This window comes from Marinobacter halotolerans (genome assembly GCF_008795985.1).
GTDB classification, from domain to species: domain Bacteria; phylum Pseudomonadota; class Gammaproteobacteria; order Pseudomonadales; family Oleiphilaceae; genus Marinobacter; species Marinobacter halotolerans.
The window spans coordinates 254,141-277,054 of sequence record NZ_VMHP01000002.1 but is presented as its reverse complement, the minus strand read 5'-3'; the positions used below and the strand labels follow the sequence as shown (position 1 = coordinate 277,054).

General features: G+C 57.9%; 21 protein-coding genes. 8 read left to right on the top strand and 13 right to left on the bottom strand.

Translation table 11 applies throughout. The features are described 5' to 3' along the window. The first annotated feature begins 49 nt into the window (after positions 1-49). Positions 50-2,020 (top strand): Fe(3+)-hydroxamate ABC transporter permease FhuB, encoded by a 1,971-nt coding sequence (gene fhuB, locus FPL19_RS11575; protein ID WP_263656802.1) that lies wholly within the window; start codon positions 50-52, stop codon positions 2,018-2,020. 124 nt (positions 2,021-2,144) lie between these two features. Then, a complete protein-coding gene (locus tag FPL19_RS11570; protein ID WP_150912721.1) occupies positions 2,145-4,238 on the top strand; it encodes a TonB-dependent siderophore receptor in 2,094 nt (697 codons plus the stop codon). A 47-nt stretch (positions 4,239-4,285) separates the two neighbouring features. Here the strand turns inward: FPL19_RS11570 and FPL19_RS11565 are convergent, their stop codons facing one another. After that, positions 4,286-5,323: an AraC family transcriptional regulator gene (locus FPL19_RS11565; RefSeq protein WP_191965273.1), complete on the bottom strand. Its 1,038-nt coding sequence runs from the start codon at positions 5,321-5,323 to the stop codon at positions 4,286-4,288. Positions 5,324-5,496: 173 nt separating this feature from the next. On the opposite strand from FPL19_RS11565, the gene FPL19_RS11560 reads away from it, so the two are divergent. After that, on the top strand, positions 5,497-6,552 hold the full coding sequence (locus tag FPL19_RS11560) for a fatty acid desaturase (protein WP_150912719.1): 1,056 nt from the start codon (positions 5,497-5,499) through the stop codon (positions 6,550-6,552). Positions 6,553-6,595: 43 nt separating this feature from the next. Continuing rightward, on the top strand, positions 6,596-7,714 hold the full coding sequence (locus tag FPL19_RS11555; RefSeq protein ID WP_150912718.1) for a PQQ-dependent sugar dehydrogenase: 1,119 nt from the start codon (positions 6,596-6,598) through the stop codon (positions 7,712-7,714). A 20-nt stretch (positions 7,715-7,734) separates the two neighbouring features. Here FPL19_RS11555 and FPL19_RS11550 read toward each other — a convergent pair whose 3' ends face one another. Then, the gene (locus FPL19_RS11550; RefSeq protein WP_150912717.1) at positions 7,735-8,148 is read right to left on the bottom strand and encodes a GFA family protein; all 414 of its coding nucleotides are present in this window, start codon (positions 8,146-8,148) and stop codon (positions 7,735-7,737) included. A 121-nt stretch (positions 8,149-8,269) separates the two neighbouring features. Here FPL19_RS11550 and dkgB point away from each other — a divergent pair, with 121 nt between their 5' ends. Beyond that, positions 8,270-9,079, top strand: coding sequence for a 2,5-didehydrogluconate reductase DkgB (dkgB, locus tag FPL19_RS11545; protein ID WP_150912716.1), 810 nt, complete (start codon positions 8,270-8,272; stop codon positions 9,077-9,079). Here dkgB and FPL19_RS11540 read toward each other — a convergent pair. The 3 genes from FPL19_RS11540 to FPL19_RS11530 all read right to left on the bottom strand — a co-directional run bounded on the left by FPL19_RS11540 (position 9,048) and on the right by FPL19_RS11530 (position 11,497). Next, positions 9,048-9,680, bottom strand: coding sequence for a DUF6064 family protein (locus FPL19_RS11540; RefSeq protein ID WP_150912715.1), 633 nt, complete (start codon positions 9,678-9,680; stop codon positions 9,048-9,050). The two genes, dkgB and FPL19_RS11540, sit on opposite strands and share 32 nt — an antisense overlap. Positions 9,681-9,721: 41 nt before the next feature. After that, positions 9,722-10,651 carry an aldo/keto reductase gene (locus tag FPL19_RS11535; RefSeq protein ID WP_150912714.1) on the bottom strand — a complete coding sequence of 310 codons (930 nt, stop codon included), beginning with the start codon at positions 10,649-10,651 and terminating at the stop codon, positions 9,722-9,724. Positions 10,652-10,726: 75 nt separating this feature from the next. Continuing rightward, a complete protein-coding gene (locus FPL19_RS11530; RefSeq protein WP_150912713.1) occupies positions 10,727-11,497 on the bottom strand; it encodes a glutathione S-transferase N-terminal domain-containing protein in 771 nt (256 codons plus the stop codon). Between the two features lie 312 nt (positions 11,498-11,809). Here FPL19_RS11530 and dacB point away from each other — a divergent pair, with 312 nt between their 5' ends. Then, on the top strand, positions 11,810-13,300 hold the full coding sequence (gene dacB, locus FPL19_RS11525) for a D-alanyl-D-alanine carboxypeptidase/D-alanyl-D-alanine endopeptidase (RefSeq protein ID WP_225314400.1): 1,491 nt from the start codon (positions 11,810-11,812) through the stop codon (positions 13,298-13,300). 60 nt (positions 13,301-13,360) lie between these two features. On the opposite strand, the gene FPL19_RS11520 is transcribed toward dacB, so the two are convergent. Continuing rightward, on the bottom strand, positions 13,361-14,686 hold the full coding sequence (locus FPL19_RS11520; RefSeq protein ID WP_150912712.1) for a DUF4397 domain-containing protein: 1,326 nt from the start codon (positions 14,684-14,686) through the stop codon (positions 13,361-13,363). A gap of 301 nt (positions 14,687-14,987) precedes the next feature. On the opposite strand from FPL19_RS11520, the gene FPL19_RS11515 reads away from it, so the two are divergent. After that, positions 14,988-15,893: a DUF6279 family lipoprotein gene (locus FPL19_RS11515; RefSeq protein ID WP_150912711.1), complete on the top strand. Its 906-nt coding sequence runs from the start codon at positions 14,988-14,990 to the stop codon at positions 15,891-15,893. A 4-nt stretch (positions 15,894-15,897) separates the two neighbouring features. On the opposite strand, the gene FPL19_RS11510 is transcribed toward FPL19_RS11515, so the two are convergent. From FPL19_RS11510 to FPL19_RS11490, 5 genes are all read right to left on the bottom strand, one after another. Then, entirely contained in the window at positions 15,898-16,668 is a 771-nt protein-coding gene (locus tag FPL19_RS11510; protein ID WP_150912710.1) for an SDR family oxidoreductase, read from the bottom strand. 32 nt (positions 16,669-16,700) lie between these two features. Next, positions 16,701-17,390: a histidine phosphatase family protein gene (locus tag FPL19_RS11505; RefSeq protein WP_150912709.1), complete on the bottom strand. Its 690-nt coding sequence runs from the start codon at positions 17,388-17,390 to the stop codon at positions 16,701-16,703. Then, the gene (locus FPL19_RS11500) at positions 17,390-18,454 is read right to left on the bottom strand and encodes a phosphotransferase family protein (protein ID WP_150912708.1); all 1,065 of its coding nucleotides are present in this window, start codon (positions 18,452-18,454) and stop codon (positions 17,390-17,392) included. The genes FPL19_RS11505 and FPL19_RS11500 overlap by 1 nt, the downstream gene beginning before the upstream one ends. Before the next feature lie 51 nt (positions 18,455-18,505). Continuing rightward, positions 18,506-19,321, bottom strand: a complete 816-nt coding sequence (locus FPL19_RS11495; protein ID WP_150912707.1) for an SDR family oxidoreductase — start codon at positions 19,319-19,321, stop codon at positions 18,506-18,508. A gap of 157 nt (positions 19,322-19,478) precedes the next feature. Continuing rightward, a complete protein-coding gene (locus tag FPL19_RS11490) occupies positions 19,479-20,690 on the bottom strand; it encodes an acyl-CoA dehydrogenase family protein (protein ID WP_150912706.1) in 1,212 nt (403 codons plus the stop codon). A gap of 143 nt (positions 20,691-20,833) precedes the next feature. Between FPL19_RS11490 and FPL19_RS11485 the strand changes: the two genes are divergently transcribed. Continuing rightward, entirely contained in the window at positions 20,834-21,727 is an 894-nt protein-coding gene (locus tag FPL19_RS11485; protein ID WP_150912705.1) for a LysR family transcriptional regulator, read from the top strand. Between the two features lie 13 nt (positions 21,728-21,740). On the opposite strand, the gene FPL19_RS11480 is transcribed toward FPL19_RS11485, so the two are convergent. After that, positions 21,741-22,097 (bottom strand): hypothetical protein, encoded by a 357-nt coding sequence (locus FPL19_RS11480; RefSeq protein WP_191965272.1) that lies wholly within the window; start codon positions 22,095-22,097, stop codon positions 21,741-21,743. 31 nt (positions 22,098-22,128) lie between these two features. Further along, positions 22,129-22,908, bottom strand: a complete 780-nt coding sequence (locus tag FPL19_RS11475) for an EAL domain-containing protein (RefSeq protein ID WP_404802822.1) — start codon at positions 22,906-22,908, stop codon at positions 22,129-22,131. Positions 22,909-22,914 lie beyond the last annotated feature (6 nt).

Below are 22,914 nucleotides of genomic sequence, written 5' to 3'. Positions count from 1 at the left end.
TGAACCTACCACAATATCAGCGCCACCAGCCTTGCCTGCGGCCTTACCTTTGGCAGCCGGCTTACTCTGGCTCGGCGCTTTGCTGGCCAGCGCCGCGCCCTGGATCGGCGAGCTTGAGCCGGCGCGTCTGTTGGCTACGTTCTGGACCTTCAATGAAGACAATTACCGGTCGGTGCTGGCCCATTTCAGCTGGGCGCCACGAGTATCCATCGCGATTCTTATCGGTTGTGGCCTGGGGCTGGCCGGCGCGGTAACGCAGCAGATACTGGGCAACCCCCTGGCCTCCCCGACCACACTGGGAGTGGAAGCCGGTGGCCAGTTCGGCGTCACGCTGGCTACGCTGTTTTTCCCGGGGCTGTTGGCCTTCAGCCCCGACCTGGTCGCCGTTGCCGGCGGCCTGCTGGCCATCGGGCTGGTCATCGCGCTGACCTGGCGCCTTGGATTTTCCCCGGTCACGGTGATTCTGGCCGGCCTGGTGATCACCTTTTTTATGGGGGCGGTCAACATGGCCTTCCTGCTGCTAAAGGGAGAATGGCTCGGTAACCTGTTCATCTGGGGTGCCGGCTCCCTGGTTCAGAATAACTGGCAGCCATTCATGGAACTCTGGCCAAGGGTTCTGGTGATTGCCGCGTTAATGCTACTGCTGATGCGCCCGCTGCAAGTCATGCAGCTGGGGCAGACCTCGGCCAGTTCGCTGGGGGCAAAGGTGGGACTGATTCGGGTGCTGGCACTGCTGCTGGTGGTACTGATGACGGCAACGGTGGTCAGCCGGGTCGGCGTGGTGGCCTTTATCGGTCTTGCGGCACCGGTCCTGGCCCGCTTGCTGGGTGCCCGGACCCTGACGTCACGCCTACTCTGGGGCACACTGCTGGGCGGTGGCCTGCTGCTTCTGGCTGATACCCTGGCTCACTGGGCGTCCACCTGGGGCGACGGTTCACTGGTGCCCACCGGCACCACAACTGCCCTGATCGGCGGCCCGATAATCCTGATGGCGCTGCAGGGTTTCAAAAACAGTCATCACATGCCGGGGCAGGAATCCAGCCCAGCCGGCTTCCTGCCTTCACGTCGGCCGGTCACCGTGATCGCGGGGACTCTGGCTGCGCTGCTGCTGGTTACCATGGTTATTTCCATGGGTTGGTCTCCGGGACTGGAAGGCTGGAACTGGACTACCCTCACGCAATGGGATGAAGCATGGATATGGCGCGGACCAAGAATGCTGGCGGCCATTCTGGCCGGCGTAGCGCTGGGGCTAGCCGGTACGCTGATCCAGCGGATGACCGGCAATGCCATGGCCAGCCCCGAAATGTTGGGGATCAGTGGTGGTGCGGCCGTCGTCATGGTGCTGATCGTTCTGTCAGGAGTTGATCTAGGTCGCGCCGGGCAACTCGGCGGGGCGACGCTTGGTGCGGCTGCCGCATTGGGGCTGCTGATTCTGCTGGCCCGGAAACACAACTTCGCCGGCAATCAGCTGCTGCTGGGCGGCCTAGCACTTTACGTCTTCATGGACGCCGGCCTGCGACTGGTGATGGCCTCCGGCGGCACCGTCGCCTCGCAACTGCTCAACTGGATGTATGGCTCAACCTGGCTGGTCTCCGAAACCGAAGCAATGAGCCTGATGGTGCTGATTCTCGCCATCACTGCCACCCTGGTGCTGGTGCTGAGGCCACTGACGATTCTTCCCCTCGGTGATACGTCGGCTTCTTCACTAGGTCTGCCGGTGGTAAAGGCTCGGATTCTGCTGTTGCTGCTTGCCGCACTGCTTACCGCATCTGCAACCGTGGTGATCGGGCCTTTAAGCTTTGTCGGCCTGATCGCCCCGCACCTGGCACGGGTACTGGGCCAGCAAACCATTGGCCGGCAACTGATCGTTGCGGCCCTCGCCGGCGGGCTGTTGCTGGGCCTGGCCGATTATATTTCCCGGGTTGTCATTTATCCGGCACAGCTTCCCGCCGGGCTGCTGGCGGCGTTGGTGGGTGGCCTCTACTTCCTCTGGGGGCTCAGCCGTCATGGCCGTGCCTGAGCCTTTGTCGACCGGAACCTGCCAGAGGGGCTAAACCACGGCATTCTTTATTGCAAATACGAATACTTATCATTACTATACGCGCATTCAATCCATTAACCTTCGAGTTCAAGGTAACGAAGTAATGCGCCCCTTTCTGACAGCCAGCTTTGCCCTCACTGCGACCCTCGGCCTGCCCCTTCAGGCCCAGGAAACCCTCAGCCCCCTGGACGTAACCACCAACGCCTACCAGGACCCGACCGGCCCCGTGGACGGTTATGTCGCCAAGAACAGCCGCAGCGCGACCAAAACCTCCACGCCCATTACCGAAACCCCGCAGTCCATCTCTGTGGTCACCGCCGATCAGATGGATGACCAGGGCGTAACCAGCGTGCAGGAAGCGTTGCGATATACTGTGGGCGTTGGCGCCGAACAGTATGGGCTGGACAGCCGCGGGGACTGGCAATCAGTCCGCGGCGGCGACCCTGTTATTTTTCTTGATGGCCTGAAAAAAACCTTCGGGTTCTACCAGAGCCCTCGGACCGAGCCGTTCCTACTGGAACGGATTGAGGTTGTCCGGGGCCCTTCGTCCGTCCTGTATGGTCAGGGTAACGTTGGCGGCATTATCAACCTGGTAAGCAAACGCCCCCAGGAAGAGCAGAAGACCCAGCTTGAGCTGCAGCTCGGAAACAATGCCAGGAAGCAGGCAGCAATTGATACAACCGGAGCTCTGACCGACGATGGTTCTCTACTATACCGGTTTATTGCGGTTGGCCGTGACAGCGATACCCAGGTCAACAAGGTTGAGGACAACCGGGTTGTTCTTGCGCCCTCAATCACCTGGCGCCCCAACGATCGGACTGAGTGGACCCTGATGGCGCTGCATCAGAAGGATCGAACCGGCACGACGGCGCAGTTCCTGCCAATTGAAGGCACCCTGAAACCCTCGCCTTACGGGCTGCCGCAGATTCCCATAGATCTGTTTATCAGTGAGCCGGACTTCGACCGGTATAACACCGAGGAAACCGCCGTTACCTCGCTGCTCAGCCACAACCTGAACGCGACCTGGACTCTGCGCCAGAACCTTCGCTACTCGGAAAGCGAAGTGGACTACCAGTCCATTTATCCCCAGTTCACCCCGGAATTGCAGCCCAACGGTGACATTGCGCGGGTGGCCTATGCCAACAAACCCAACCTTGATTCGCTGACGGCCGATCATCAGGCAGAAGCGCTCTTCACCACCGGCAATGTGGACCACACCTTTCTGGCGGGCTGGGACTATCAGCATGCCGTCAGTGATGGACGCTCAGCCTATAAGAAAAACGTGGGCGATCTTAACGTTTTCGATCCCGTCTACGGCAACTACACCCCACTGACCGCCAGCGATTTCAGTGACAAACCGGAAAACACGGTCATCCAGAGCGGCTTCTATGCCCAGAACCAAATGACTATCAATGATCGCTGGATTGCGGTGCTGGGTCTTCGTTACGACAACGCAAAAAACAAGACCGAAGGCGGCAGAACCTTCACCGATGAACAAACCAGCGGCCGTGTCGGCCTGATGTACCAGTTCGCTTCCGGACTGACACCCTTTATCAGCTACTCCGAGTCTTTCCAGCCAATTACGGGCCTGGACAATAACGGCGATCCCTGGGAGCCGTTGAAAGGCGAACAGGTGGAAGTGGGCGCAAAATACCAGCCCAGCGGCTCAGATAGCCTCTACACGGCAACCATCTACGATCTGCGGGAGAAAAACCGGCGCGCCCCTGACCCGAACAATCCGAACAATCAGATCCAGAACGGCGAAACCAGCGCCCGGGGCGTCGAGCTGGAAGCCAAGGTTGAAGTCACTGCAAGCTGGGATCTGATCGCCAACTACGCTTACACCGACACAGAGGTCAAGGAAGGCACCAACGAAGGTGCACGTCTGGCTGCCATTCCGGAGCAGACGGCCTCGATCTGGACGCAGCACGATCTGACCGCTGCAGGCCTGCCAGGCCTTCGGGTCGGGACCGGTCTGCGCTACCAGGGCGAAAGCTGGGGCGGCGCCGATGAAATCCGCACACCATCCCAGACCCTTTGGGACGCCATGGTCGCCTACGGTATTAACCGCTGGGAACTGGCAGTGAATGTGAACAACATTACCGACGAAACCTACTTCAGCTCCTGTCTGGCTCGGGGTGACTGCTTCATCGGCAGCAAACGAACCGTTATCGGCACTCTGAGTTACGAGTTCTGATCGATCAGCTGAAGTCTGGCATAGCCACCCTCTGATGGGTGGCTATGCTAACCCTCCCCGAACTGCAGTCGGTACTCCCGCGGCGTCATCCCGATCCATCGTTTGAAAACCGACCGAAAACTGCCCGGATCGCTGAACCCGCAATTGGCCGCAACAAGACTGATGGGTTGCCGCGTTCTGGCCAACTCATTTAACGCCAGTTGAAGCTGGTGCTCCTGGCAAAGCAATCGGTAACGGGTATTGGCCTCGTTCAGCCGTCGACGCAAGGTTCGAGAACTCATGGCCAAACGCTCTGCCATGGCGTCCAGGGTCGGGAGCGGCAACCTCTGATCCCGGCCAAGTTCGTTGCGCACCAGCCAGGCAATGTCGCCACTTTCCACCTGGGCAACGCGCTCGATTTCTTGCTCAAACACCGCCCTGGCCTGCAATTCCGCCACTCGATTAGCCAGTGGCAGAGCGCGCTCCATGTCTTCAACCGCCACCCACAAAACCGTTTTCGCCGCGTCAAATTCAACCGGGCAGTGACAGTATCGCTGGTAGGCTCCGTGATGACTCGGAGGCGGATAGTGAAGCGCAACGCGCTGGAACCTGAAAGCTCGACCCAACAGGTCACTGATCTGGCTCTGAAGTGTTCCCAGAAGCATTTCGTAAGCAAACGAAGGATTCACCGGGAACGTCATGTCAGTTCTCGGTGTTACGGTGATGCAGACGGACTGCCCCTCAACTTCAGGGTGGAGATTGAATCGACTGCGCAGCAGTGTGCGATAGGTGTTGGCCGTTTCCAGAGCCGCGCCCAGCGAGCGGGCGCAGATCAATGCCATCGCCAGCATGCCCCAGCGCGAAAGGTTCAGAGAAAGACCAAAATGCAGTCCCACCTCCGGCCGCTCAACCAGCCGATAGACATTGCGGTAAACGATATCGAACTGGTTTGAGGACACTAGCGTATCCGGCCGACCGATTGCTTCCTCGTCCAGCCCGGTCCCCAGCAACCACTGCCCTGGCGAAAAGCCCTGCGCGCGCATATATCGACGAATCAGGAACAGCTCGGCTGCCGGAAAAATGGTTTGATTCTCGAAATCTGACACAGTGTTTCCCCGCATTCGATAGCCAGAGTGGCCATTAATCAATGGTAAAACGGCCAATATTATTCATTATTATGGCCTTTATCGCCACTTCACTCTACCTTTAGCTCACCAACACCCATGTGCACGCTTCGGCTTTCCAGCCGCGTTAAAACCGAGTCTCAGGAGAACAATAGATGACGGATACAGACGTCGGTGCAAACCGGTCCGAACAACAGCAGATTGATGAGATCTGCCAGGTTATCCGCCAAAGCGGCGAGGACATTCGGAGCCAGTATCCCTGGATGCGAAACAAGAACGCCGTGGGGCTGGGCATCTTCCTGTTTGCCGTAACCGGCATCGTCGCCAGTGGCTGGGCCTATTGGGTCGGTGCCATCAGCGCCTGGCTTTGCATTCCGCTGGTCGCTTTTCTGACCTCGCTACTGCACGAACTGGAACATGACCTGATCCACAAGCAGTACTTCAAAAACAATAAGCCCATCCATAACGGGATGCTGCTGGTATGCTGGGCTCTGAGGCCAGGCACCATCAACCCCTGGATTCGTCGTCAGCTGCACTTCCTGCATCATAAAAAGTCCGGCACTGCCGAAGATCGCGAAGAGCAAGGCATCGGCAACGGTCAGCCCTACGGTAACTGGCTGCGCTGGCTGGTCATGTACGACACGCTTGTGGGAAACATTACCCGCGCGCTGGTGGCCGCGCCCAAAGGCAAAAAGCTGCACTTCGTATTACGCATTCTGGCGGCCAACTTTCCCTTCGCGGTTGCCTGCGCCCTCACCTGGTATGGCTTTCTGGCCTTCCATCTGATCGACGGCATGGCCGCCGCAGCCGGCGCGCCGATCGCGTGGTCCGCGACAACCGAAAGCATCATGGCGTACGTCAATAATGTGGTCGTCGTCCTGATCGCCCCATTTTACCTGCGCTCTTTCTGCCTGAACTTCATCAGCTCCAGCATGCATTACTATGGCGACGTGGATTCACTGCTGAAACAGACTCAGGTCTTGAATGCCTGGTTCCTGTGGCCCTTCCAGCTGTTCTGTTTCAACTTCGGAAGCACCCACGCTATCCATCATTTTGTCGTGGGCGAACCGTTCTACATCCGCCAACTAACAGCTGCGAAAGCGCACCGGGTGATGCGGGCAAACGGGGTTCGGTTCAACGATCTTGGCACCTTCTCGCGGACCAACCGTTTTGGTCCGCCGGTCATCCAGTCTCGAACTGCGAGTCTATAATGGTTTAGAGTAAATTATTTGGCAGACTGGTAGGGAGACAACCATGTTCATCTTCAGGACGCTGATTCTTCTGGCAGGGGTGGCCTTCGGCTCGTACGCCCTGGCCCAGCAGACATTTTCATCGGACCTTGCCGATTTCCGCCTGCAAACCGTCGCCGAAGGCCTGAACCACCCCTGGAGCCTGGCCTTTCTGCCTGATGGTTCAAAACTGATCACCGAGCGGGCCGGGCAACTAAGGCTGATCAAAAACGGCAAACTGCAGCCCGAACCGATCCCCGGTGTGCCTGAGCTGGTTGTTGCCGGCCAGGGCGGCCTGCTGGATGTGCTGCTGCACCCGGAGTTTGCCGACAATCGCCTGCTTTTTCTCAGTTATGCCCATGGCAACTCTGAAGGCATGACCACCCGGGTGGCCAGGGCCCGTTTTGACGGTGAACGACTACAGGACGTTGAGGTTATTTTTGAAGCCTTGCCCCGCAGCGGCACCAGCCGGCACTTTGCCGGACGCATGGAGTTCGACAGCGACGGCAACCTCTACATTTCGGTGGGCGACCGGGGCGATAAACCACGGGCCCAGGACACCCGCGACGACGCGGGCGGCGTCCACCGGCTGACGATCAACGGCGAACCGGCGCCGGGAAACCCGTTCCTGACTGATGATTCAGTGAACGACACCTTTTTCACCTATGGCAATCGCAACATCCAGGGCATGACCCGGCATCCACAGACCGGTGAGATCTGGACCCATGAACATGGTCCCCGTGGCGGGGATGAAGTGAACGTCCTCAAGGCAGGCGCAAATTACGGCTGGCCCAAAGTCACCTATGGCATAGGCTACAGCGGCATCCCGATTTCAGACAAAACCACCATGCCGGGGATAACTGACCCGCTGCATTATTGGGACCCGTCCATCGCACCCTCCGGCATCGCGTTCTACACCGGTGATCTGTTTCCTGAATGGCAGGGCGACGTGTTTGTCGGGGCGCTGAAAATGCGAAAGCTGGTGAGATTGCGGTTTGATAACAAGGACGTGGTGCAGGAGGAAGACCTGCTGCCGGACCTGAACGAGCGTATCCGCGCGGTCAATATGGGACCGGACGGGGCACTTTGGCTGCTGACGGATTCCAGCAAAGGCAAGGTATACCGGATGGTGCCGGCCAAGTGATCCCCGGCCGGGCCTCGCCCCTAATGGGGATCGTTGGTTCTCTCGGTCTTCTCGAACTGCGGAATCTGGTCGGTAATTTCGAACCAGTCAGACTTTGAGCCGACGAACACGTGCTGGGCCGGGCCCTTGCCCAGCGGCTCGTTAATGACGCCGACCCGCAGGCGAAGAATGCCCGGGATGGCGTCCACCCGGCTGTATAGCTGGCTGCCGCAATTCTGGCAGAAGGCCCGGTATTTGCCCGGACGCGATTCGTACTCCCGGATACTTTCCTCACCGGTGATGAACCGGAAACGGATTTTCTGTACCGGCGCACTGGCCGAGAATGCACTTCCGTGGGCACGACGGCACTGACTGCAGTGGCACAGGGCAATCGGACCCAGCGGTCCGTCGTATTCAAAGCTGACGCTGCCACAAAGGCACTGCCCGGTCATCATATAGCCACCCTGTTCTAACGCTGCGAATTCACAAGCCGCACATGATAACGGCGGGCCACTTGAAGAACCAGGCAGCCGCGTCCACTTATGGTTATACAACGGGCTTGCAGAGGAGACGAAAATGACAGAGAGCGCACTTCCAAGAATTGGCATGGGCACCTTTCGTCTGAAAGGCAACGAAGCCAGGGACGCCGTAAAAAGCGCACTATCCCTGGGCTATCGCCATATCGATACCGCCCAGATGTACGAGAACGAATCCGAGGTGGGTGATGGCATCACTTCCAGCGGCATTCCCCGCCGCGAGGTCTTCCTCACCACCAAGATCTGGCATGACCAGCTCGCCAAACACGATCTGATCAACAGTCTGCAGGAGAGCCTCAGGCGGCTGAAAACCGACCATGTGGACCTCACGTTGATTCACTGGCCATCGCCGGATGATGAAGTGCCGATGGAGGAATACCTGGGCGCCCTTCGAGACGCCCAGCGAGAGGGTCTGACGACGCATATCGGCATATCGAACTTTACCTGTACCCAAATGGACCAGGCCATAAGCATTCTTGGTGAGAACGCCATCATGACCAACCAGGTGGAAGTGCATCCGTTTCTGGCCAACCGAAAGGTCGTGGACCACGCGCAAAAGCTGGGCATCACCGTCACCGGCTATATGCCGCTTGCCGTGGGCAAAGTTATGGAAGATCAGACACTGATCCAGATTGCGGAGGCCCGCAACCTGACCCCGGCACAGGTTGCACTTGCCTGGGTAGCTTCGCGGGGCATTGTGGTGATTCCATCGTCAACACGGCCCAGCCACCAGAAGGCAAACCTGGACGCCCTTGATGTGGAGCTTACGCCGGAGGAAATCGCCCGGATCGACGCTCTGGACCGCAACGAGCGCATTGCTAACCCGAGCTTCGCGCCGACCTGGGACTGAGCCATAAACCGGTAACGGCCAGCAAAAGCGTGGCCAGAGGAAACAGTAGTAGCCACCAGGTCTGCAGTACCCAGAAGATGGCGGCGCTGAAAAGGCACCACAGCACTGGAATGATCAGATAGATCCAACGCCAGGGACCCTGCAGCAGCCCCGCCACCAGCACACTAGTAGCGGTGGTGGTGCCTGGCGCCAGGGCAAAGACTGCCAGCGCCTGCCACTGGCCGGTTTCGACAACCGTCAGCCATGGCAGGCCAAGCGAAGCCAGAAGCCAGAACGCGGTCATCAGCGCAATTTGCCGACTCGACCGGGAGAATGCGCCACTGACCGCCAACAGCGCAAGCAAACCACCCTGGGCGACAAACGCCCAGCCAAACCAGGCCGCCGGCCAGTTGATCGGGCCAAAATAGCCCACCAGAAAGCCATAGCCGCTGGAGAACCAGGCCGCCGCGACCAGCAGCATGGCCAGACGTCCGGTCCACCATTGGCGGTTCATTAGCAGCGCCGGCACGGCAAGACCCACCAGCAGCGCCAAGACCGGATACGGCCATAAGTCCTGATTAATCCTGATGAACAGCCTCAAGAACACCTGGGGTCCGAACATCACAAAATCCTGCAGGGAATAGCTCAGCCAGAGGCCGGGATTCACAGCGACCTCACGTAGTCCGCCATCTGCTGTCGTTGGGCGGGGGATGGCAGATCGCCATACATGGCGCCCATATTTTCTTTCATGTGCTGGATGCTGGTTGTCGCGGGAATAGCGCAGGTGACCGCCGGATGGGAGATGATAAATTTCAGAAAGAACTCAGCCCAGTTCTTAACGCCGGCCTCAGCAGCCCAGTCCGGCAGCGGCTCCGACTGGAAACGCGAAAACAGCGAACCACCCCGGAACGGCCGGTTCACGATCACCGCAATGCCCCGTTCCCGGGCCAGGGGCAGCAGCCGTTCCTCGGCTTCCCGGTCCAGCACGTTATAAGTCAGTTGGACGAAATCAATCGGCTCCTGCTCCATAATCTGGGCAAACTCACGATGTCGACGGCCGTGGGAAGTGGTGATGCCGATGTAACGCACCTCGCCCTCGGCCTTCATGGCTTTCAGGGTTTCCAGGTGACCCTGCCAGGCCACCAGGTTGTGCACCTGAAGCAGATCAAAACGTTCCACGCCCCAGCGTTGAAGCGACCGGGCGGCTGCCTCGCGGGTTTCGGATTCATCCCCGGTCCAGATTTTTGTTGCCGCAAATATCTTGTCATGGGCATTGAGCGTATCCAGGGCCTGCCCAACCACATCCGACGCCGTCCCATACATCGGTGAGCCATCCACCACGGAGCCGCCCCACTGGAAAAAGGTTTTCAGTACCTGGGTCCGCTGCGCCACCAGTTGCGGATCGCCACCGACGTTGAACGTAATCCAGGTGCCCATGCCAATGGCCGGAATGGACTCGCCGGTACCCGCAATCTTGCGGGTAATCGGAGACGAGCCGGGCATTTCCGGGGCATTTGCAAACAACAAGGGTGAGTTCAGTGCCAGCCCGGTCAGACCGGCACCCAGAAGAAAACTACGTCTGTTCAGACCCATTGTTTTGCCTCCTTCGCGGATATGCTGCCTGGACGAATGGTGGACAGTAACGAGCCTGACAGCCCCGGGGCGTAATCAGTTCCCGTAGCGGGAATTCAGGTACTCCAGAATCCTGGCCGACTCGAAAAGCTTTTCCCCGGTGTTGGGGTCTTCCAGATAAGGCACCTGCACCCGCTTGTGTACCTGGAAAAACTCATCCCGCTTGCCCCCTGGCACCGGCGTATAGGGCCCCGGCTTTATCCGCTGCCTTGCCGGCCCCACCTCGGTCCAGTGTTCTTTGCCTAGATTATGCAAAGTATAGGGAATTTCCAGCTCACAAAGCCGTTCCCGCACCAGGCGGGAATAGGGGCTGCCCTCAAAGCTCCACAGGTGTAGCGGCTGCCCTACCGCCTTCGCCGGGTGGGCCCGCTGTCCCCGCATGGCACTGACCGCCGAAGCGATTGAACCCAGCACACTCTGATGAACTTTCGAACGATAGTATTTCGGCACCGGCCGGTTTGCATAGGTCTTGAACAGATAGGCGACGATATCCGCTGACTCGTAAAGCACAGCCCCCGTATTTTCGTCGGACAACAACGGAACCTGCTGCTTACCGCCCAGCGCCTCGGCTTCACTGCGAAACTTGCGGCCGCCTTTTGGGCAGGGACGAATCTCGACATCCAGATGCAAAGCCGTCAGCGCTTCGCGAACCCGCCGACAGTATGGGCAGGCTTCCATATCGTAAAGCACCAGAGGCTTTTCGGGCTGCGCCACCGGCCGCACTACAAGGCACCCCCGCCAGGCAGTCAACGAGGAAGTGGTAACCGAACCCAGTACATTCAGGTTATGGGTGATTGCTTTGATCATTAATGAATCCTTTTGAAACAGTCCTTTCGCATCCGCGATGCTTGAAACGCTGAACATCGATACTTACACAGGGTAACAAAACGGCAATAAAAACAGCGGCACTACTGGCATTTTTTAACGTCATGTAGAGCCAAATCACATAGTAGCCTGAACCAATATGGGCTATTGTTAACGTACATCGAAACACCGAGTCAGCGCCGCATGATGCCATCAGTCTTCAGACAAGAGAACACGGACAACCGGAAGTCCGGAAGCCTCGCCGTCAGGCCATCCCTGAAGGCAATGCTTGCGGGTCTATCGCTGGCACTGGTTATGTCCTTAGCTGCTGCCCCGGTCAGCGCGGACGAAAGTGCCGAAAGTACGGGCACTTCCGGCAAACCCATAGACACCTGGACAAGCCAGATGCGGGACTATGCCGAGAACTCGCTTAACAGCGAGGAAGCACTCAGCATGGCCGCGATTCCCCTAAACGGCCCCGGCATCGAGCAATACATCAACGCCGATCAGCTGATGAGCCCCGGTTCGATCATGAAGCTGGTGACCACATACGCCGCATTGGAACTGCTGGGCCCCAGTTACCGCTGGGATACACGTTTCCTCACTGACGGAACTCTCACTGGCGACACCCTGGAAGGTGATCTTTATGTCGACATGGGGGGCGACCCGAAGCTAACCATCGAGCGGCTCTGGACCCTGCTGAGCGAGCTTCAGGGCATGGGTATCAGCACCATCAAGGGTGACCTGGTGCTGGACGGCGATGTATTCCAGCTAACAGACGAACAGCCCGTCTTCAAAGACAACGGCGACAACCCCCACGCGCCCTTTCTGGTGCAGCCGTCGCCCTATCTGAGCAACCTCAACCTGATCCACTTCCAGGTGCGGTCTGACGAGCGGGGCACCCAGGCCTGGAGCACGCCTGCGCTGAAACAGATCGTGATTGATAATCGCGTAACCTCCAGCGCCGAAGCCCCCTGCCCGGCCCGCCGCTATTTTGAATGGGAACCGGTATTCCACGACGATGGCCGGGTCACCGTCCGGGTTAACGGCGATCTGCCCAGAGGCTGTCGTACCTCAGGCTATCTGTCGCTGCTTCCTCAGGAAGAATACACCGCGTCGATGATTCGCTCGCTGCTTGCCGATCTGGACATTGAACTGACCGGCAGGGACCGCCTGGGGAAAACACCGGAAGAGGCCCGCCTGCTGCTGACCACTACGTCCCCGGATCTGGCCTCCATGGTGCGGGACATTAACAAGTGGAGCAGCAATGTCATGGCCCGCCAGCTGCTGCTGACCATCGGCGCGGAATATCGGGCCGACGAAGAGCAGAGCGACCGTGTCACCGGCGTACGAATCATCACCGAGTGGCTGGAATCAAAAGGCGTCAACACCGCTGGTATGGTCATTGAAAACGGCGCCGGGCTGACGCGCGAGGGTCGCATCAGTGCCCGTCAGGGCGCACAGATTCTGCAGCTGGCATGGAACAGCCGTTTCTCGGCAGACCTGTTAACCTCCCTGCCACTGATCGGCCTGGACGGCACCATGGCCCGCCGACTCAGAAACACCGGCATGGACGGCGAAGGCCGGATCAAGACCGGTTACCTGGAAGGGGTACGCTCCATTGCCGGCTTTACCCGTGATGGCAACAACACCACCTGGGCAGTAGTTGGCATGGTCAACAACGATCCGGCCTGGAACGGCCAGGCGGTGCTGGACCGGGTGCTGTATTCGCTTCATTTCAGGCCGCCGACGGGCACGACCCTGTCGCGGGCGACTCCAGCCAATCCGGATACATCGATTCAATAAAAACGCCCCGTCGAGACGGGGCGTTTTTATTTTCAGGCAATCAATCGATAACCAATTCCGTCAAGGACGAAGATCGTCCAAAAGCAACGCATCCAGAGTGCCATCGCTTGCGCCGATTGCGATCGCCGTCTTCACATCACCCGCAGCAAGACTCAATCCGGGGACTGAAATCGCCGGTGTGGTTGTACCGTCGGGCGAGATGGTCACATCATAGGAGGCCGGAGGAAGGCTGGTGTAGCCCGTATCCTGACCAATTACGACATCTCCAAAGGTGTCATCACCGACAACCGGAGCCTGACCAGCCGGAAGCACAAAAATGTCCACTGGCTGCGCGCCAGGCGCCGCTGCCGCATGCACGAGCCTTACGTCGGCCTGGGTGTCGTCTGAAGCAGACCGGCGATCACCCAATACAATCAGCTGGGTATCGGAAAGATTGTTGGAGTCTCCGGCAGCAATGACCGTGTAGGATTCGCCACGTTCGACAGTCAGTGTATCCGACAGACTGGCCAGGGCGTTTCCAACACCCTGTCCTGCCGGCGCAACCGCAACGTCACGATCTCCCGCCGGTACCACGAGGTAGCCAGAGACGTTGGTGTACATGAAATTACTCGCCACCGCATCCCCGTCCACAAATACGTCGACGGCCACATCCTCGACTCCATGAACAACACGCACTTCCGCGGTGTTATCCAGCACTGCTGTGACGGCCGGATTCGCCTCGGCCCAGATCAACAGACTCACAGGGGAAACACCCTTGACACTGTTCACGGCGACTGCGGTTACGTCGCTGCTGATGGGCAGGGTCCCCGAGTCATACACGACGTCCGTCCCTGCAGCTGGAGTAATCCTTACTTGGTAGTCGCCCGCCGGCTGATTTCCCAGGGTTGCGTTGGTGCCAAACGGGACATCGTCCAACGGTGTTGTACCCGGTAATGGGTCACCGGCAGCGGTGATATAGATATCCACGTCACCTGCGGAAGGAGAGGCATGCACCACGGTAACATCGGCCGTGCCGTTTGCCCGGCGATCCGTATCGTTCAAAGCCACCAAATCAAGATTTGCTACAACGTCCTGGGCGATAATCGAATAGGATTCACCGTCCTGAACATCAAAGGTCTCGCTCAGCACCTCGCTGCCACCGACCAGAATACTGACCTCGCGGGCGCCTGCAGGCACTTCAAGATAGCCTGTTCCCTGCTGGAATTCGACGCTGGTCAGCACAACATCACCATCTATCGCCACATCAACAGCCGGCGCGTCCGGCGAAGCATGTAGCACTCTTACATTGGCTGTAGGGCCCTTCGGGGCAACACCATCACTATCGCTACATCCGGCCACCAGAAAACTTCCGGCCAAAGCTATGGCTACTGCAAAATTTATTTTCATGTTATCCGCTCCTGAATTGCAGAGGTTGATTACCAGGGTTAAATGGTTCGAACCTGCACAATGTCAGTCCCTGAATTGTGCGCATTTGCAAATACGGGGGTCGCGGATAATCAGATTTACAGTATTTTACAGTTCAGTTTACAGTTGTTAGCCCAGCCCCGTACCTCTTGAAGCCTGTCGCCTCTCGGTCCGCATCTGATCAATAGGCGCAGTCGTATAAAATGGCTAAGCTTGTCAACGAGCACATCATGGAATGTTCGACAGCCGTTTTGGCCGACTCAGGTGAGTAACCAAATAAATTATGAAATTTCTATTGCTTTCGTTACCGGGCAGACTAAAAGCGGTCGCCGTGCTTGCGGGCCTGGCGCTGCTGCTGACAGGTTGCAGCTCGACAAAACTGGCCTACCAATACGCCGACTGGGGCATTGTCTGGTGGGTGGATGATTACATCCCCATGACCGACCAGCAGGAAGCCCAACTGGAACGGGATGTACGGAATATTCGGGACTGGCATTGCAGTACCCAGTTGCCCAGATACTCAGATTGGCTTACTGAGCTGAAGCAGGATGTCCGGTCCGGCGACCTGGATCAGGCCACCGTTGCCCATCATCAGGAACAGCTGTTCTCCTTTTTTCCGCCTCTGATGGACCGGGCCAAACCCGCTGCCACCCGCCTGCTCTCCAGCCTTTCCGACGAACAGGTAAAGGCCCTTGCGGACAATATGGCTGAAAGTCAGGCTGAGTTGGAGGAGGAGTTTCTGGCGGAAAACCCGGAACAGACCCGGCAAGCCAGGGCCGAACGAACCCGGGAAAGGGTCGAGCGCTGGCTGGGCGAATTGAACGAACAGCAAGTCGAAACTGTGCAGCAGTGGTCAGACGCCCGGGGCAAACAGACCGAAATCTGGCTGGAGGGCCGCCGGAACTGGCAAACGGCACTTCTGGATGCCCTGGAGCAAAGAAATCAGGACGATTTCGGAGAGAAAGTCGACTACCTCATCGACAACAATGACGTGGTGCGCGGCCCCAGGTATCAGGCAATGATGGCCGAGAGCCGCGAGGCCATGGCCTCGCTGATGACGTCTCTCCTGCAGGAGGCGGACCCGGACCAGTTAGATTTCCTGCTGGAGCGGGCCTCTTCCCTGCGGGGTGACTTCAACACTCTCGCCTGCACCGGCGAGAGCACCGCCGGCCAGGTCAGCCAGTACTGACCGATCAGATGGTCAGATAACCACCATCCACGTTGATGCAGGCGCCGGTGGTGTAACTGGACGCGCCCGATGCCAGATAAAGCACCGTGCCAGCCATTTCATCCGGATCCGCTACGCGCTTCATCGGAATATGGGCCATGGCCTGTTTCTTGATAGCTTCGTTGCTTGTCAGGGCACTGGCAAACTTGGTGTCGGTCAGGCCCGGCAAGAGCGCATTCACCCGAACCTTCTGCTGGCCCAGTTCCATGGCGAAAGAGCGGGTCATGGAAATCACCGCCGCCTTGGTCACCGAATAGATGCCCTGGTAATGCCCGGGGTTCACGCCGTTTACGGACGCGACGTTGATGATGGAACCGCCGCCGGCCTTTTTCATCAGCTGCGCGCCACGGGCACACATGAAGAAATAGCCGCGAATATTCACGTCTACTGTCTTGTGATAGGCACCCAGATCGGTGTCCTCAATCGGCCCGAAGTAAGGGTTCGCTGCGGCGTTGTTCACTAGCACGTCGAGCTTGCCGTGGGTAGTTTCGATGTGTTTCCAGATGTCTTCGATCTGATCCATCTCGCCGATATGGCAGGCGTAGGCTTCGGCACTGCCGCCATCATCACGGATGCTGCTGGCAACCGCTTCACAGCCATCGATTTTACGGCTGCTGACGATTACATGGGCGCCGTAAGCGGCCAGGGTGCGGGCAATACTCTCGCCGATACCACGGCTGGCGCCGGTAATCAGGGCGACTTTGCCACTCATATCAAACAGGTCTGGTTTGCTCATGCTGTCCCTCAGTTATTGAACGGTTTCGGTGGTTAGCGAAAGGTCACCAGGGAGGGGTCTTCCGCCTCCAGATGACTGTAGTTGTTAAACACGGCCAGGGTCCGGCGCGGGCCGGAATACAGCACACGGGATACACTGGAATTGGCGATCACGCTGTTCATTTCCAGGGTCTTACGGTCGCTCAACTGCAACAGGTGCTGGGCAATCACTGCAATCGGACCACCGGAGGTGGACACCAGCACGTCGCCGCCATCCACGTACTCAATCAGTTCATCGAGGGCAGCTAGAACCCGGGCACGGAAATGCGGCCATGTTTCCGCATACTCGTCATCATGCTCGCCACCCACCCAACGACCCATGGCCTTCTCGAATGCCTGCTGGAAGGCACTTGCGGGTTTGGGGAAAGCCGCCAGATCCCGCGCCATTTTCTCCCGGTCGGCCCACTCCGGGCGATAACGCTCCACCACCTGGGTGTGATCAAACTCGTTAAACCCCTCGACCGACTGCATGTTCGGCAGCGACTCACCAAAACCACTTGTAATGGCTTCAACCGTTTCCCGGTGGCGCTCCATATTGCCGCCGAACACCGCCGCCGGCGTTACCTTGTTCTTTAGCCAGCGCCCGAGAGCCCGGCCCTGCTCCCAGCCTTTCGACGAAAGCTGGTCGTAGTTCTCCTTGCCGAAGCTGGCCTGGCCATGGCGGATCAGATAAATCGTCGCCATTACAGATCGCTCGCTTCAATCAATCGCTGGCACCGCTTCTCCAGGTAGTTGGCGGCATGGCCAAAGGCGGCAAAGCGTTTGTCTTTGGTCTGGCCGTGATAGAAGCGGTAGTAGATCTGCTGAACAATCACGGCCAGCCGGAACAGGCCGTAGATTTCGTAGAAGTCGAAGTTGTCGATTTTCAGCCCGGATTTCTCGGCGTAGTAAGCGACCACTTCCTTGCGGGACAGCATGCCCGGCTGGTGGGTGGGCTGGCGACGCAGCATCTGGAAGGGGCCTTCATCGTCCGCCTGAATCCAGTAAGCCAGGCTGTTGCCCAGGTCCATCAGCGGGTCGCCAATGGTGGCCATTTCCCAGTCCAGAACGCCGACCACTTCAAACGGGTTGTCCGGATTGAGCACCACATTGTCGAACCGGAAGTCGTTGTGGATCACCACCTGGGCGATATCATCAGGCATCTTGTCGTTGAGCCAGCCCATCACCTGCTCGAAATCACCCACATCGTCGGTTTTGGCCTTGCGGAAACGGTCACTCCAGCCGCGAATCTGCCGCTCAACATAGCCGGCGCCCTTGCCCAGTTCATCCAGTCCCGCGCCTTTGGCATCTACCTGGTGTAGGTCCACCAGTTTGTCGATAACGTTCAGGCACAGCTTGCGGGTGTCGGCTTCGCTGAGTTCCAGATCCTTGGGGAAATCCTGTCGCAGGATGATGCCTTTCAGCCGCTCCATGACGTAAAAATCGCAGCCCAGAACGTTATGATCGTCGCAGATGGCGATAATGTTGGGCACGTAGGGATAGACCGGTTTGAGCGCCCGCATGACCTTGGCTTCCCGCAGCATGTCATGGGCGGATTTGGCGATGTGCCCAAAAGGCGGGCGCCGCAACACGTAGGAGCGATCGCCGTAATCCACCTGATAGGTCAGGTTAGAGGCGCCACCGGGGTACTGTTTGATCGCCGGGCTGCCTTCCAGGTCGGGAATGGCCTGTTTCATAAAGCGGTCAACGGCGGCCACATCCAGCTCTTCGCCTTCGCGAATATCGACCGCCTGATCAATCTGAGTCATTCAGGACTCTCCTCTTTTCTTGCTTTTTATCCGGTGTGGGCCAGATAGAAGTTAAGCAGCACCGCCCATCTTTTTCATCCAGCGCTCGCTCTCCTTTTGCATCAGCCAGTCAAACGCCTTGGGTACGTGGCGTTTGAGCAACCACATACGGCGCTCTTTGACGTGCGGTAAAACCCAGAAGTCACCGTTTGCAACGGCCCGGAAAACATCGTCAGCGACGTCCTCGGCGGTGACGCCAGAACGCTTCATCAGTTTATTGATATTCTGCTGAACACCGGGAATGTCAGTGCGCATGGTGCTGGTTAGGTTGGTCTGGAAAAACGCAGGGCAAACGCAGCTGACGTGAATACCACTGTGGCGAAGTTCCTGACTCAGTGTTTCCGACAGCGCGATAACACCGGCTTTGGATACGTTGTAGCTGTTCATCAGCGGCGCCAGCATCAGCCCCGCCATGGAGGCAACGTTCACAAATGCACCAGCGCCCTGCTTCTTGAACTGCGGCGTGAAGGCTTTGCAACCCCGAACGACCCCCAGCACATTGATGTCCATGATCCATTCCCAATCGGCCATGGTGGTGTCTTCGATGGAACCCGCCGAGGCGACACCAGCGTTGTTCACCACCACATCAATGCCACCCCATTTATTGGTCAGGTCTTCACAGATCTTCTCCAGATCCGTCAGTCGGCGCACATCGCAATCAACATAGTAGCCTTCACCACCAGCCTTGTTCAGCTCCTGCTCAACCAGAGCACCCTGGTCCGGGTTGATATCCCCGATACAGACTTTTGCGCCCTCTTTCGCATAACGCAATGCAATTGCCCGGCCCAGGCCGCTAGCCCCGCCGGTGATAAATACTCGCTGTGTCATTCTGGTTCTTTCCTCGTTTGAGACTTTTGAGTTCGCGTTCTTTTGGCTCTGGTGGAAGAGCTGCTGCCAGACATATCAGTCAGCTGTTCCGGACACATCAAAAGCCAAACCATCCCGCCGGCGACCTCCACTGTGTAAAAGCCTATGGGCAATACGCTCAGCTCCGATACTTAGCCAGCTCAAGGCGAGCAACCATAGCCCGGTGAACCTCGTCCGGGCCATCGGCCAGCCGTAGAACCCGAGCATAGGCAAACAGTTGGGTCAGCGGGAAGTCGTCGTCGCTGACACCTGCACCACCGTGAATCTGAATGGCATCATCCACGATCTGCTGAAGCATCTTCGGAATCACCGCCTTGATCATAGAAACTTCCTGCAGGGCACCGGAAATACCCTTGGTGTCCAGCGCCCAGGCGCATTTCAGCGTCAGCAGGCGCGCCTGTTCAATATTCATTCGGGCATTGGCGATGATGTCCGGGTTGCCACCAAGCTTGGCAATCGGGCGGCCAAAGGCCTCTCGGCTGGTAGCGCGTTTGATCAGCAGCTCCAGCGTGCGTTCGGCGGCGCCGATGGCACGCATGCAATGGTGAACGCGGCCCGGGCCGAGGCGGCCCTGGGCGATTTCGAAGCCGCGGCCGGGGCCTGCGATAAAGGCGCTCTTCGGCAGGCGAACGTTGTCGAAGGCAACTACGCCGTGGCCGTAGGGCTCGTCATACGCGCCGAACACCGGCAGCATGCGCTCAACCTTGACGCCCGGGGTGTCCAGGGGCACAAGTACCATGGAATGGCGCCGATGCTTATGGGCATCCGGGTCGGTCAGGCCCATAAAGATGGCGACCTTGCAGTCCGGATGGCCGACGCCTGTACTCCACCACTTACGACCATTCAGGACTACCTCGTCTCCTTCCACAACTGCAGTTGCTTCCATGTTAGTGGCGTCGGAAGAGGCCACCGCAGGCTCGGTCATGCAAAAGGCGGAGCGTACCTCACCGCTTTGCAGTTTCGGCAGCCACTCGGCCTTTTGCTCTTCCGAGCCGTAATGGATAAGCACTTCCATATTGCCGGTGTCTGGCGCGTTGCAGTTGAAGATTTCCGGAGCGATGAAGCTTCGGCCGGTTTCTTCGGCAATCAGGGCGTAATCGGAGTTCAGCAAGCCGCAGCCATTCTTCTCATCCGGGAAGAACATGTTCCAGAGGCCTTCAGCTTTCGCCTTGGCTTTCAGCTCTTTGATAACAGGCAGCACCACCCAGCGATTTTCCTGGGCCATCAGCTCACGATGGTATTCCTCCTCAATGGGGAAAATCTCTTTCTCCATAAAGGCTTTCACACGCTTCAGGTAGTCCTGGCCTTTCTCGGAAATGGTAAAGTCCATCGCGGTATCCTCTTGCTCGGATCAATAGATTGATCAACAGTTTGATCGATATGGAATCAGTCTAGATTTGTCGATACTATTACGCGACTGAATTTTTCTTATCGTTTCACATAAGCAATGCTTATTAACAGGAGAAACCGGGGATGGCCCTCAACCGGCTGGATCTGAACCTGCTGCACGTTTTTGACACTATCTATCGAGAAGGCAGCCTTACCCGTGCAGCGAAAGCTCTGCATCTGACCCAGCCTGCGGTCAGCCATTCCCTGTCGCGGCTGCGGGAACATTTTGATGACCCGCTGTTCAGTCGCCAGGGGAATCAGATGGTGCCCACTCCCCTGGCCCGGCGATTCCTGGAATCCATGCGGCCGGGGCTGACCCAGATCCAGAGCGCGGTGAATCAGTTTCACGCATTCGACCCCGCCAGTCAGCGCAAGACCTATTCCCTGGCACTAAGGGATGTTCTGGAGTCCACTTTTCTACCTCAACTGATCAGCCGCCTGGAAGGTTACCCTGAGCTTGAGATCAGCAGCCAGCGCATCCCCAGAAGAGATATGGAAACCCAGCTTGCAGCAGGCAAGCTGGATTTTGCCGTGGACGTGCTGTTACCGGTGAGCAATCAGACCGCGCACGAGCGGCTGCGGAAAGATAGACTGGTTGTGCTGGCCCGGGCAGATCACTGGCTGGCGAAGGAATCCATGACCATGGATCGCTATCTGGAAGCAAAACATGTGCTGGTGTCTTCTCGCAGCGAAGGACCGGGTATTGAGGATTTCGAGCTGTCGAGATTCGGGGTGCAACGGCAGATACGACTGCGGTGCCAGCACTACTACGCCGCCTGCCGTGTGGTGGAAAATTCGGACCTGCTGCTGACCATGCCCGAGACCTACGCCAGGATTATTGCCGAGCGGGCCGACATTGCCATTCTCACGCCGCCGGCGGACCTGCCCGCCATTGATGTGCATCTTTACTGGCACAAGGCCTACGAGCGGGAGCCGGCGCTGATCTGGTTCCGGGAACTGTTGCGGGAGATTGCCTGAGCCTGTTTCGGGCTCAGTAGGCGCCAACGAGCTTGAGAAAGCCCATAAACCCGGTGGCCGTTAATAGCAGCGACGCGACGACAACCCCCAGCCCCCAGAAGATGGCAGCACCGTCCGACACCGGCGCATCATGGCCGCGCAGGGTTCGGTAGAAGGCATAAGGGCCAAGCACGAAAGCGCCAGCCACAAACAGCACCAGCCCTACACTGATTCCGGCAAAGGTCCAGGTGGCCAGCACTGTGGTACGGTCGGCCAGTTGATCGGTCACACCATGGCGTTGCAGAAACTGCTTGCAGAAAAACCACACCAGCCCGTACAGCACCACAACAAAGACAAGGCCGCCGACAACAGTGATCAAACGATAGAACAAACGGCTTTCCTCAATTCATAGAAGGATTGAATCAATCCGGGAAATAGGGCTCTGGAAGCATCTGGAAACCGGGCTTGGCAAACAGATAGCCCTGAAACAGGGAAATCCCCTGAGACCGCAGCCAGAAATACTCTTCTTCCGTTTCCACTCCCTCAGCCAGTACTTTACCACCCAACTGGCTCATCATGGTCATAATGCCGGCAACCACCGCCTGCTTGTTTGGCACCCGGTGAATATCCCGGATCAGGCCCATGTCCAGTTTGAGAATATCCGGCGGGCTGGCAATCAGGATGTTGTAGCGAGAATAGCCGGTTCCAAAATCGTCAAGCGCCGTTTTGAAGCCCATCTGCTGATAGGACTTGATGATGTTGACCAGATGATCCAGTGAATCCAGGTCTTCTGTCTCGATTAGCTCAAAGATGATTTTGCGGGTATCAAACTTTGCCGCCTGCGCTGCGGCCAGAGTCGTGCGGATGCAGTACTCCGGGTTGTAGACCGCGTTGGGCATGAAGTTGATGCTGAGCATGGCCTGCATATCAAGGCGGGCTGCAAGTTTTACCGCCTTCACCCGACAGATCTGGTCAAAGGAATATCGGTTCTTTGAGTTGACCTGGGAAAGTACACTCCAGGCGCTTTCCCCTTCCGGCCCGCGAACCAGAGCTTCGTAGGCATAGACGGATTTGTTGTCGGCATCTACGATGGGCTGGAATGCGAAAGTGAAAGAAAAATCCAGCCCTTCACCACAAGCGCACTGATCACAGTTTGATTCGTCAAACAGCTTTTCCGGGAATACAGCATTTGTTTCTGACACTTGAAC